Genomic DNA, 12,245 nt, shown 5'->3' with positions numbered 1-12,245 from the left:
GAAGCCGAGCACGACGAACTGCGCGTGCACTGGCAGACCAACTTCCTCTCTCCCGACGGCTACAGCCCCGTCATCACCGCCCAGGACCCGGCGCTCGAAGGTGCTCGCGCGCCGGCGGCGTACGACCGTGATGCTCTTCCTCGCCTTCACGCTCGGCGCGATCGTGGCGGCCGTCGGGGGGCTCGCGTTCCTGTGGGCGCCCGGCGTGCCCGCCCTGATGCTGAGCTCGTACATCGTGTACCTGCGCGCCCAGGAGCGACGGCGCTTCACTTACACCATGGACCGGCGCCGGGCCGAGGCCGCTGCGCAGCGGCTCAGGGAGCGGCAGCCGCGCCGGCGGCCCACCCTCGACCCCGGTGCCGACGAGCCCGACGACAGCCCCGAGCCGGAGACCGACCCAGGACTGTCCGCGCTCGCGGCCGACCGCCGCGCCCTCGTCGAGCAGACCGACCACGCCGAGTGGGTCGACCAGCAGCGTGAGCGTCAGCGGGGCCCCGGCCGGGGCGACAGCTGGGACCCGGTGCCGGTTCCGCTGCCGACGTACGTGACCGCGCCGGTCGCGCCCAGGGCTACGTCCAGCGTCGATCTGGGGGCGCCGGACGCGTGGAGCTCGGCGCGCTCCAGCGCCGTCGAGCCGAGCGAGCCGGAGGCGGAGCCCGCCGCCGAGGAGGGCCACGAAGCCGCCGAGACGGCCGAGGCCGCCGACGACGGCCGCAGTGACGCCCGGCGCGCCGCGTCCGCCCGGCGGGCCCGTGAGCGCGGTCGCACTCCGCTGTTCGACCAGTACGAGGACGGCGAACGGCCGCGCGCCGCCAACGAATGACCAGACGCTCGGGGGCCCCGGCTGACCAGCCAGGAACGGATTTCCGAGCACCCCGACGGGGATGCTAGAGTTTCACTCGTTGCAAGGGCCTGTGGCGCAGTCCGGTAGCGCACCTCGTTCGCATCGAGGGGGCCAGGGGTTCAAATCCCCTCAGGTCCACTGCAATTCAGAACCCCGTCGGATTCGTCCGGCGGGGTTCTTGCCTGTGCGGCCACACTCTCTCGTTCACCGAATGGTCAGCGGCTTGGCATAGCAGAGGCTGAGTTCGTGGAAGCGGTAGTAGCCGAACTTGGCGCAGGGCTCGTAGCCGCTGGAAAGGTACAGGGCGACCGCCTCGGGCTGCTTGGCGCCGGTCTCCAGGACCATGCGGGTGCGGCCGGCCGCGCGGGCGTCGTCCTCCAGGGCGGCCAGGATGCGGCGGGCGAGGCCGAGACCGCGGGCCTGAGGGGTCACGTACATGCGCTTGAGCTCGGCGTCGCCGTCCGCGTACCCCTCGTCGTTCCTGTCCTGGCCGCGCCAGCCGCCGGACGCGATCGGGCGGTCCCGCTCGTCGTAGGCGAGGAGGTACAGGCCGAGCGGCGGCTTGAACATCGACGCGTCAAGCGGTGTGACGTCGCCCTCATCGCCGTAGCGCTCGGCGTATTCGGCCTGCACCTGGTCGTTGAGCTTGACGGCGTCGGGGTGGTCGTACGGGACCGGGCGGATATTCATGCGGAGTATCGTACATGTATGCGCCCTCTGGGTGGAATGGATTAAGTATCGTGCCCGGGTGCTGACTGTTACCTCGGTGAATGTGAACGGGCTCAGGGCCGCCGCGAAGAAGGGCTTCGTGGAGTGGCTCGCGGAGACCAACGCGGACGTGCTGTGCCTTCAGGAGGTGCGGGCCGAGCCCGGGCAGCTGCCTGAGGAGGTGCGGGCGCCGGAGGGGTGGCACGTCGTGCACGCCCCCGCGGCCGCCAAGGGGCGCGCGGGCGTCTCCCTGTACACCCGGCGCGAGCCCGACCGGGTGCGCATCGGGTTCGGGTCCGAGGAGTTCGACTCCAGCGGACGGTACGTCGAGGCCGACCTCCCCGGTGTCACCGTCGCCAGCCTCTATCTGCCCTCCGGCGAGGTCGGAACCGAACGGCAGGACGAGAAGGTCCGGTTCATGGACGAGTTCCTCGCCCATCTGAAGGAGTTGCGCGAGCGCGCCGCCGCCGACGGGCGCGAGGTCGTCGTCTGCGGCGACTGGAACATCGCGCACCAGGAGGCCGACCTCAAGAACTGGCGTGCCAACAAGAAGAACTCCGGCTTCCTGCCCGAGGAGCGCGAGTGGCTGGGGCGGGTCCTGGACGCGGGCGACGGCGGGTACGTCGACGTCGTGCGGGCGCTGCACCCGGACGTCGAGGGGCCGTACTCGTGGTGGTCGTACCGGGGGCGGGCCTTCGAGAACGATTCAGGATGGAGGATCGACCTGGTTGTCGCCACGGCGGGGCTCGCCGGGCGTGCGGTCAAGGCGCTCGTGGAGCGGGCTGCCAGCTACGAGGAGCGGTGGTCGGACCACGCGCCTGTGACCGTGGTCTTCGAGAGCTGATGGTTGCGGGGTGTGCCGTGCCCGAACGGCACGGCACACCCCGCTGGAGCTCAGCCACCTTGCCGTGCGGCAGATGTCTCCCCCATGGCGAAGGCAAGACGTGAGACGTCCGGCCCGGTCAGGCGGGTGGGGCCACCTCCGGAGCGCCCTTTGGCGACGGTGACGCGGACACCGCTGTGAAGCAGGTGCTCCCGCGTCACCTCGGCTTCCGCGGTGATCGTCTGGTGGTATTCGTTGACGGCGTATTCCTCGAGCCAGTCGGAGCGCATGCCAGCGGGCGCGGGGCACACCTCGCCCCGGGCAGTCGCGCGACACATGTAGTCGCCGTACGGGTAGCCTTTCCGCGCCGCGAAGTACATGCGTCCGTCGCAGCCCGCGCAGTAGGCCACTCCGGTGAGCAAAGCCGATGTCGTTGTGCGTTGGCGGCGCGTGCCGTTCGAGCGTGCAAGGAGGACGTCTTGCAGGGCGTGGAACTCGTCCTCGGCGAGCAGGGGTGGGCCGATCAGCACGGGGGCGCCCTCGTTGTCACGAACCGTCTGCGCCCGGTGTACGCGATGGCCCATGAGTGACGGGCTGCGCAACACCTTGGAGAGGGTCCCCGATGTCCAACGGAAGTGCTCGAAGTCGCGTCCGTGACGTCGACCTCCCAAGGGCCGCCCTTGGAGTTGGGCGTGGCGGTCACGCGGCACGAGAACACCTGCCTCGGTGAGCATGCGCGCGACGGCGACCAAGGAACGCCCTGCGAGCACTTCTTCTACGATCATCCGGACCGTGGAGGTGGTTTCGGGGTCGAGGGCCAAGCACCAGCCGATGCCGGAGGGGTGCGGCGCCTTGCGGTAGCCGAAAGGGACCAGACCCCCTCCGTAGCGGCCTTCCGCACGTAGAACCCCATGGCTTCCGGTGACCCGGCTGGAGATGGCACGGGCCTCTTGCTCGGCGGCGTAGGCCAGATCCATACACAGCCGGATGATGACGCCGTCTGCCTGAGGAGTCACCTCAAGTGGACAGTCCGCCTCGGGCATTGCGAACACGAGTGTGCGGTTGTGCCACCGACCCCAAGTGATCAACTCTGTCATGTGCGCCACAGATCGCACGGCGCGGTCCACGTGGGACCACACGACGGCGTCGTATTCCTGGGGGCGACGGAGCCAGGACGACAGGAACGGCCTCTCGAACGGGGACGTCTTGTGGGCCGAGACGCCAAGGTCCGCGGCCTCGCCGATCAGCGTGTAACCGAGCCGCTGGGTGCAGAGTTGGATCGCCGCGCGCTGTCGACCCGGTGAGGTGGTCGCACTGGTCAGCGTGCTGAGGCGCAGCGCGGCGAGGGCACCCGGTTGCCGGGCAGAGGGTGGGATTACTGGAGACCGTCGGCAACTAGGCTCGGGCATGCGGGCACTCCTCGACATGTCGGCCATGCCCCGGGGCTGGTAGGACAGCCGCCGGGGTCTTTTCTGGTCTCACTCTCGGAGTGCGAACTGAAGTTTGTCTCCCGTTGACCGGAAAGTACCTCGATGGGGTGAACTGTCAGGGAGTGGGGTTCTGGAAACGTCGGCTGAGCCGCCGGTCCAGGGCCATCGACAGTTCCGCCTCCACCACGCTCTTCGCCAGCGGGCGCAGGCGTTTGAGGTCCTCGGTGGTGCGGTTCTCCGTCAGGACGATGCCCGCGAAGAGGTCGGCGAGGGCGTCGGCGTGGTCGCGGACGCGGCGGGCGGCGGTGAGGACGTCGGCCAGGGGGATGCCCTCGCGGACCAGGGCCGCCGAGACGTCGAGCAGGCGGCGGCTGATGTGGACGATCTCACCCCCGTCGGTGCCGAGATAGCCGAGGTCGAGGGCCGCGGCGAGGTTCTCCGGGGTGGCCTGGCCGGCGAAGGCGTCGGCGAGCTCCTCGGGGGAGATGCGGACGGGGGTCTCCTCGGTGGGCTCGCCCAGACCGAGGAGTTCACCGACGTCACGTCCGTGGTCGAAGGCCTCGGCCAGCTCCGCGATGCCGCTGAGGGTGTGGCCGCGTTCGAGCAGCGCCGAGATCGTGCGCAGACGGGCCAGGTGCGTGTGGTCGTACCAGGCGATACGGCCCTCGCGGCGGGGCGGCGGAATCAGCTTGCGCTCCCGGTAGAAGCGCAGGGTGCGCACGGTGATGCCGGCCTCCTTGGCCAGCTCCTCCATCCGGTACTCACGCTTCTCCGCCACGTGCGAAACCCTACGTCGTACCGTCGGTAACTTTCGTGGCCGCAACCCTACCCATCAGTACGGGGCTGCTCTACGCTCCCATTGCGCCAGTGTTCACTGGCAGGGTCGGGCGGCTAGGGAGGCGTGGGATGGTCGGGATGACCGAGCACGAGCACGAGCATGTGCGCGTCGCGGTGATCGGGTCAGGGTTCGGCGGTCTGGGGGCCGCGGTGCGGCTGCGCCGCGAAGGGATCACCGACTTCGTCGTCCTGGAACGGGCCGGGAGCGTCGGGGGTACGTGGCGGGACAACAGTTACCCGGGGTGCGCCTGTGATGTGCCCTCGCACCTGTACTCGTTCTCGTTCGCGCCCCACCCCGACTGGCCGCGCGCCTTCTCGGGGCAGGAGCACATCCGGGCCTATCTGGAACACGTCACCGACGTCTTCGGGCTGCGCCCGCATCTGCGCTTCGACTCCGAAGTGAAGATGATGACGTGGGACCGGGAGAAGCTCCGGTGGGGGATCGAGACCAGCCGTGGCTTCCTCACCGCCGATGTCGTCGTGTCCGCGACCGGGCCGCTCTCCGATCCCAGGATCCCCGGCATACCGGGGATCGACTCCTTCCCCGGCAAGGTCTTCCACTCGGCCCGCTGGGACCACGACTACGACCTGCGCGGCAAGCGCGTCGCCATGATCGGCACGGGCGCCTCCGCCATCCAGATCGTGCCCGCCATCCAGCCGGACGTGTCCCGGCTGACCCTCTTCCAGCGCACGCCGCCGTGGGTGATGCCCCGGGTCGACCGGGCCATCACCGGCGCCGAACGGTGGCTGCACAAGCAGCTGCCCTTCACCACACAGGCCCGGCGCGGACTGCTGTGGGGGATCAGGGAGCTGCAGGTCCAGGCGTTCACGAAGCGGCCGGGCGAGCTCGGCCTCGTCGAGCGGCTGGCCACGCGGAACATGACGCGGGCCGTCCAGGATCCGGCGCTGCGGGCCAAGTTGACCCCCGACTACCGGATCGGGTGCAAGCGGATCCTGCTCTCCAACACCTACTATCCGGCGCTCACCCGGTCCAACGTCGACGTCGTGGCCTCCGGGCTCGCCAAGATCGACGGCTCCACGCTCGTCGCCGCCGACGGCAGCACGGCCGAGGCCGACGCGATCATCTTCGGTACGGGCTTCCACGTCACCGACATGCCGATCGCGGACCGGGTCGTCGGAGCGGAGGGCAGGACGCTCGCGGAGGCGTGGCGCGGCGGGATGAAGTCGCTGCGCGGGGCCACCGCGGCCGGGTTCCCCAACTGGATGACGATCATCGGCCCGAACACCGGGCTCGGGAACTCCAGCATGATCCTCATGATCGAGTCCCAGCTGAACTACATGGCCGACTACATGCGGCAGCTGGACGTCCTGGGCGGACGCGCGGCTCTCGACGCCCGCCCCGACGCCGTGGAGGGCTGGAACGACAGGGTCCAGGAGCGGATGCTGCGCACCGTGTGGAACACCGGCGGCTGCACCAGCTGGTACCTCGACGCGAACGGTCGCAACACCACCATCTGGCCCGGCACGACGACCGAGTTCCGTAGCGCCACCCGGCGGGTGGACCTGGGAGAGTACGAGGTGCTGCGCGCAACCGAGCCGAGCACGTCCGAGCCGAGCGCAACCGAGCCGAGCACGTCCGAGCCGAGCGCGTCCGAGCCGCGAACCAAGAACTCCGGCGCAAAGGGCACCAAGAAGGTGGAGGCGGGAGCGTGAGCCGACTGACGCATGTGGAGCACGGGGCGTACGCGCCGCCCGCGCCCGCGCGCGAACTGACCGCCGTCTCCGCAGACGGCGCCCGGTTGCACGTGGAGGTGCACGGACCCGAGGACAACCCGGCCGCGCCCATCGTCGTCCTCGCCCACGGCTGGACCTGTTCGACCGCCTTCTGGGCGGCGCAGATACGGGACCTCGCCGTCGACCACCGGGTGATCGCCTACGACCAGCGCGGGCACGGACGCAGTCCCGTGAGCGAGACGTGCACCACGGACGCGCTCGCCGACGACCTGGAAGCCGTGCTCGGGGCCACGCTCGTGTCCGGCGAGAAGGCCGTGCTCGTCGGGCACTCCATGGGCGGGATGACGCTGATGGCCGCCTCGGCGCGGCCGCGATTCCGGGAGCACGCGGTGGCGGCCCTGCTGTGCAGCACGGGCAGTTCGCGGCTGGTGGCCGAGGCGCGGGTGGTGCCGATGCCGGCCGGGTGGCTGCGGACCCGGGTGACCAAGAGGATCCTCGGGTCGGCCGCGCCGCTCGGGCCCGTCACACCGGTCGCCCGGCGGATCCTCAAGTACGCGACCATGGGCGCCGGTTCGTCACCGGGCATGGTGGAGGCTTGCGCGCGGATCGTGCACGCCTGTCCGCGCAAGGTGCGGCACGCCTGGTCGAAGGTGCTCGATCTGCTCGATCTCGACCACGGCGTAAGGGCGTTGGCGGTACCGACGGCCGTGGTGGTGGGTACGGCGGACCGGCTGACGCCCGTGGTGCACGCGCGCGCCCTGGTCGCGACCCTGCCGAACTGTGTCGGCATCACCGAGCTGACCGGGCTCGGGCACATGACACCGGTGGAGGCGCCGGAACTGGTCACTGCCCGCATACGCGAACTCGTCTCCACCTACGCAGAGATCAAGGAGGGCAGCGCATGACCAAGGTGAGCCTGGAAGGGCAGGTCGCGGTCGTCACGGGGGCCGCGCGGGGCGTCGGCGAACTTCTCGCCCGCAAGCTCTCCGCGCGCGGTGCCAAGGTCGCGCTGGTCGGCCTGGAGCCGGACGCGCTCAAGCAGGTCTCGGACCGGCTGCACGGAGAGAGCGGCTTCTGGTACGCCGATGTCACCGACCACGAGGCGATGGCCCAGGTCGCGGCCGAGGTGAAGGAACGGTTCGGGAAGGTCGACATCGTCGTCGCCAACGCCGGTGTGGCGAACGGCGGTCCCTTCGTCGAGTCCGATCCTGTCGCCTGGCGGCGGGTCATCGAGGTCAACCTCATCGGATCGGCGGTCACCGCGCGGGCGTTCCTGCCCGTGCTGATGGAGAGCCGGGGGTATCTGCTCCAGATCGCCTCGCTCGCGGCCATCACCCCGGCGCCGATGATGACGGCGTACTGCGCGTCCAAGTCGGGCGTGGAGGCGTACGCGCACAGCCTGCGCGCCGAGGTCGGCCACAAGGGCGTACGGGTCGGGGTCGGTTACCTGTCCTGGACCGACACCGACATGGTGCGCGGCGCCGATCAGGACGAGGTGATGCGGGAGTTGAGGCAGCGGCTGCCGTGGCCGTCCAGCAAGACGTATCCGCTGGGGCCGGCCGTCGACCGTATCGTCGCGGGGATCGAGCGGCGGTCCAGTCATGTGTACGCACAGTGGTGGCTGCGCGGGATGCAGGGCGTCCGGGGCTACCTCCCCGGGATCATCGGGGCCGTCGGACAGCGGGAGATGCGGCGGTTCGAGCCGCGGCTCAAGGGCGTGGGTACGGGGCTCGTGGGTGCCGGAGGGGCAGCCGACGAGCAGCGCCATCAGGGAGTATCACCGTGAGTAACTGATCGAAATGCGTGCGTAGTCGGTGCGTGTCAGTCTGGTCGAGCCCGATCCCCCTCACCCACAAATGGGAGTGAAACCTCATGGGCAAGAAGGACCAGATGCAGAACAAGGCCGAGCAGATGAAGCAGCAGGGCAAGAAGAAGATGGGCCAGGACATGGGCCACGAGAAGGCCCGTCCCGGCGAGCACTCCCCGCAGCCGGGTGCGCGTACCCCGCAGTCGGGCGAGCGCTCCCCGCAGAGGGGCGACCGGTCGATCCCGGAGGCCGAGCGCCTGCAGCGTGAGGCGAAGGACCGGCTCGACCAGGACTACGACGTCTGACGGTTCGCTGCGCTGGCTTAGGCCGGAGTTGTGGGGCGCCCCTGATTGTCGGGGGCGCCCCACGCTTTTGGCCGGCGTCGGCGGTGCGTTGTCGGGTGCGGGTTCGATGTGGCTGGGCGCGCAGATCGCCGCGCCCCTTCAGGGTGTTTGCCCCGCCCCCTATTGAGATCTTGGGGGGAGTTTTGGTCTTGATCTGTCGGGGGGGTTTGTGTAGTCGGGTGGGGAGGCTGCGTGGTGGGTGGTCAGGAGGTCGAGGGCCAGTTGGATGGCGGTGTCCATTTCGGTGTGGTGGCCCTCCGCCCAGTCCAGGGGGGTGCGCAGGACCGCCAGGTCCGGGGGGACGCCCTGGTTCTCGACGGACCAGCCGTACGCGTCGAACCAGGCCGCGTTCATCGGCACCGTGATCACCGTGCCGTCGCCGAGGCGGTGGCGGCCGGTCATGCCGACGACTCCGCCCCAGGTGCGCTGGCCGACGACCGGGCCGAGCTTCAGCAGTTTGAACGCGGCGGTGATCATGTCGCCGTCGGAGGCGGTCGCCTCGTCGGCGAGGGCGACGATCGGGCCGCGCGGGGCGTTCGAGGCGTACGACACCGGCTGGGCGTTGCGTGTCAGGTCCCAGCCGAGGATCGTGCGCGTGAGCTTCTCCACGACGAGTTCGCTGATGTGGCCGCCCGCGTTGCCGCGTACGTCGACGATCAGCGCGGGGCGCGAGACCTCCAGGCGCAGGTCGCGGTTGAACTGGGCCCAGCCCGAGCCGCCCATGTCGGGGATGTGGAGGTAGCCGCACCGGCCACCGCTCAACTCCCGGACGACCTCGCGGCGTTTGGCCACCCAGTCCTGGTAGCGCAGGGGGCGCTCGTCGATCAGCGGGACGACGGCCACCCGGCGTGAGGGCCCCTCGCCCGCCGCCGGGATGAACGTGAGCTCCACCGTCGTACCGCCCGCGCCCGCGAGCAGGGGGTAGGGGCCGGTGACCGGGTCGACCGGGCGGCCGTCGACGTGGGTGAGGACCGCGCCCTCGCGGATGCCGGTGCCGGCGAGCGGTGAGCGGGCCTTGGAGTCGGAGGAGTCGCCGGGGAGGATCCGCTTCAGCATCCAGCTGCCGTCGCGGCGGACGAAGTTGGCACCGAGCAGGCCCTGCCAGCGCTGGTAGTGGGCCGGGCCCTCGTTGCGGCGGGCGGCGGCGACGTACGCGTGGGAGGTGCCGAGTTCGCCGAGGACCTCGCGCAGGAGGTCGGCGAAGTCGTCGGGGGAGGCGATTCGTTCGACCAGCGGGCGGTACTGGGCGAGCACACCGTCCCAGTCGATGCCGCACATGTGGGGTTCCCAGAAGTAGGCGCGGGTGAGGCGGCCCGCCTCCGCGTAGGCCTGGCGCCACTCGGCGGGCGGGTCCACGTCGTGGATGATGCGCCGCAGGTCGATCCAGACCGTCGAGTCGGAGTCACCGGTCTCGGTCGAGGGGACCGCTCGCAGGTCGCCCTCGTCCACGACGACCAGCCGGGAGCCGTCGCCGCTGACCGCGAACCAGTCCAGGTGCTGGACGAGTTCGGACTTCTTCGCCTTGCTGATGTTGAAGAACTCCAGCGTCGGCCGCCCGGAGGTGTCGTCGGGGTTGACGAAGGTCTCGCCGAGGGCGCCCGAGATCGGCCAGCGCAGCCAGACCAGGCCGCCGCCCGCGACCGGGTACAGCGCCGAGTACTTGGAGGCGGTGACCGGGAAGGGGGTCACCCGGCTCTCCAGGCCTTCCAGTTCGACGCTCACCGCGCCGTCCGCGCTCTCGTCCTCGATCGGGTCAAGGCCCCCGGCGACGGGCCGCCCGTCGGGGTTGAGCGCGAAGGGGGAAGGGGTGGCGGAGGACAGGGGGACGAGGTAGGGGCGGCAGCCGAGCGGGAAGGAGAGGTCGCCGGTGTGGACGTCGTACACCGGGTCGAAGCCGCGCCAGGAGAGGAAGGCGAGGTAGCGGCCGTCGCGGGTGAAGACGGGATTCTCGTCCTCGAAGCGGCCGTTGGTGACGTCGACGATGAGCCGGTCCTTTATGCGCGCGATCTTGATCTGGCGCAGCGAGCGGCCGATCCCCGGGTGCGACCAGGTCAGCCAGGCCCCGTCCGGGGAGAAGGCGAGGTCCCGTACCGGCCCGTTGATCGAGGTGATCAGTTCGGTGACCTCCCCTCCCGCGGGCTCGGCCGGTGAGGCCACCTCGGACTTCGTCCGGGAGGCTCCCTCGGCCTCGGTCGGTGAGGTGTCGCCGGGCTCCGTCCGGGAGGCTTCCTCGGACCCCGTCTTCGAGGTGCCCTCGGACTCTGTCCGTGAGGTGTCCTCGGACTCTGTCCGCGAGGTGCCCTCGGACTCTGTCCGCGAGGTGCCCTCGGACCCCGTCCGCGAGGTGCCCTCGGACCCCGGCTCTGAGGTGCTGTCGGGCTCTGTCACGGAGGCTTCCTCAGGCTCCGTCCGGGACGTGGACGTGGTCTCCGACTCCTCCGTCGCGTCGAGGATCAGCAGTCGTCCGTCGTTGGAGGCGATCGCGAGGCGTTCGCCCTGCGGGTCGGAGACCATCTCCAGCACGCGCCCCAGTTCGCCGGAGGCGAGGCGACGCGGCTCGCGCTGGCCGGAGGCCCGGGGGAGGAAGGCGATCTCGACGGCGTCCTCGCCGTCCGCGTCGGTGACGTAGGCGATCCGGCCGCCGGAGCCGAGCATCTCGGGAAGCCGGACGCGTACGCCGGGGGTGTCCGCGATGGTGCGCGCGGGGCCGTCGCGGTGGGTGAGCCAGTGCAGGCTGCCGCGTACGACGACGGCGCTGGCCCGGCCCGTCTCGTCGACCGAGATGCCGTCCACGTGCTGCGCCGCGGGCACCTGGTACGTACGGCGTCCCGCGCGCGGACCGCCGAGGCGGACGTCGAGGCGGCGCGGGACCGAGTCCGGGGACAGGTCGTCGACGATCCACAGGTCCCCGGCGCACTGGTAGACGACCCGGGTGCCGTCGCTGGAGGCGTGCCGGGCGTAGAAGGCGTCATGGTCGGTGTGGCGGCGCAGGTCGCCACCGTCGTACGCGCACGAGTACAGGTTTCCGATGCCCTCGTGGTCGGAGAGGAAGGCGATACGGCCGCCGACGAACATGGGGGAGTCGAGGTGGCCGTCGAGGTCGGCGAGCAGTCGCCGTCCGTGCAGCCAGAGCCGGCCGGTGGCGCCGCCCCGGTAGCGCTTCCAGGCGGCGGGTTCGTGCGGCGGGGTGCCGGTGAGCAGGAGCGTCTTGTGTTCGCCGTCGAGGTCGGCGACCTGGATGGCGGAGACCGGGCCCCAGGGGAGTGCGCCGCCGGGGTCGCCGTCGGTGGGGACCTTGTAGGCCCAGGTGAAGTACGAGAAGGGCTGGCCGTGGGAGGCGACGGCGAGGATGTCGCTGTGCCCGTCCTTGTCGGGCGGCGACCAGCCGCAGACCTGGGTGTCCGCGCTGCCCCAGTAGGTGAGCCGGCGGGAGGGACCGCCGTCCACCGGGGCCAGATGGATCTCCGGCACGAGGCTGCGCCAGCTCGTGTACGCGATGAGCCGGCCGTCGGGGGAGAAGCGGGGGTGGCCGACCTTGGTCCGGTCGACGGTGAGCCGCCAGGCGCGGCCCGGCCCGTCGAGGGGGGCGATCCACAGGTCGTCCTCGGCGGCGAAGCAGAGGCGGTCGCCGCTGAGATGGGGGAAACGGAGATAGCCGGATGCGTTGCCCCTGGTGGTCGCGTTGTCCCCGGGGGGCGCCTGGTGTGTGGTCGCCTTCTCATACGCGTCGCTCACCTACCCATGCTTTTCCTCCCGG

At 70.7% G+C, this 12,245-nt stretch carries 9 protein-coding genes, 1 tRNA gene and 1 pseudogene; 7 read left to right on the top strand and 4 right to left on the bottom strand.

What is annotated here, in order from left to right:
- Positions 1-823: pseudogene (locus ABZ656_RS10390) on the top strand (hypothetical protein); the annotation flags it as partial.
- Between the two features lie 85 nt (positions 824-908).
- Positions 909-982: transfer RNA gene (locus tag ABZ656_RS10385), tRNA-Ala, on the top strand.
- Between the two features lie 66 nt (positions 983-1,048).
- On the opposite strand, the gene ABZ656_RS10380 is transcribed toward ABZ656_RS10385, so the two are convergent.
- On the bottom strand, positions 1,049-1,534 hold the full coding sequence (locus ABZ656_RS10380) for a GNAT family N-acetyltransferase (protein WP_101404560.1): 486 nt from the start codon (positions 1,532-1,534) through the stop codon (positions 1,049-1,051).
- A 58-nt stretch (positions 1,535-1,592) separates the two neighbouring features.
- Between ABZ656_RS10380 and ABZ656_RS10375 the strand changes: the two genes are divergently transcribed.
- Positions 1,593-2,396, top strand: coding sequence for an exodeoxyribonuclease III (locus tag ABZ656_RS10375; protein ID WP_360266412.1), 804 nt, complete (start codon positions 1,593-1,595; stop codon positions 2,394-2,396).
- Positions 2,397-2,446: 50 nt separating this feature from the next.
- Here the strand turns inward: ABZ656_RS10375 and ABZ656_RS10370 are convergent, their stop codons facing one another.
- A complete protein-coding gene (locus ABZ656_RS10370; RefSeq protein ID WP_360266409.1) occupies positions 2,447-3,784 on the bottom strand; it encodes a recombinase family protein in 1,338 nt (445 codons plus the stop codon).
- 136 nt (positions 3,785-3,920) lie between these two features.
- Positions 3,921-4,559 (bottom strand): MerR family transcriptional regulator, encoded by a 639-nt coding sequence (locus ABZ656_RS10365; protein WP_360266423.1) that lies wholly within the window; start codon positions 4,557-4,559, stop codon positions 3,921-3,923.
- A 161-nt stretch (positions 4,560-4,720) separates the two neighbouring features.
- On the opposite strand from ABZ656_RS10365, the gene ABZ656_RS10360 reads away from it, so the two are divergent.
- From ABZ656_RS10360 to ABZ656_RS10345, 4 genes are all read left to right on the top strand, one after another.
- Positions 4,721-6,316 (top strand): NAD(P)/FAD-dependent oxidoreductase, encoded by a 1,596-nt coding sequence (locus ABZ656_RS10360; protein WP_360266420.1) that lies wholly within the window; start codon positions 4,721-4,723, stop codon positions 6,314-6,316.
- Positions 6,313-7,242 (top strand): alpha/beta hydrolase, encoded by a 930-nt coding sequence (locus ABZ656_RS10355; protein WP_101404563.1) that lies wholly within the window; start codon positions 6,313-6,315, stop codon positions 7,240-7,242. The genes ABZ656_RS10360 and ABZ656_RS10355 overlap by 4 nt, the downstream gene beginning before the upstream one ends.
- Complete coding sequence (locus tag ABZ656_RS10350) at positions 7,239-8,123, top strand: SDR family oxidoreductase (RefSeq protein ID WP_101404564.1); 885 nt, start codon at positions 7,239-7,241, stop codon at positions 8,121-8,123. Before ABZ656_RS10355 ends, ABZ656_RS10350 begins: the two co-directional genes overlap by 4 nt.
- Positions 8,124-8,209: 86 nt before the next feature.
- The gene (locus ABZ656_RS10345) at positions 8,210-8,449 is read left to right on the top strand and encodes a hypothetical protein (RefSeq protein WP_101404565.1); all 240 of its coding nucleotides are present in this window, start codon (positions 8,210-8,212) and stop codon (positions 8,447-8,449) included.
- A 159-nt stretch (positions 8,450-8,608) separates the two neighbouring features.
- Here the strand turns inward: ABZ656_RS10345 and ABZ656_RS10340 are convergent, their stop codons facing one another.
- Positions 8,609-12,085: a S41 family peptidase gene (locus ABZ656_RS10340; RefSeq protein WP_360266417.1), complete on the bottom strand. Its 3,477-nt coding sequence runs from the start codon at positions 12,083-12,085 to the stop codon at positions 8,609-8,611.
- Positions 12,086-12,245: the final 160 nt, after the last annotated feature.

Source organism: Streptomyces sp. NPDC007095 (assembly GCF_040634475.1).
Classification (GTDB): Bacteria; Actinomycetota; Actinomycetes; order Streptomycetales; family Streptomycetaceae; genus Streptomyces.
Note: the sequence above shows the minus strand (reverse complement) of the source record. Positions and strands in the feature narration are given on the sequence as shown.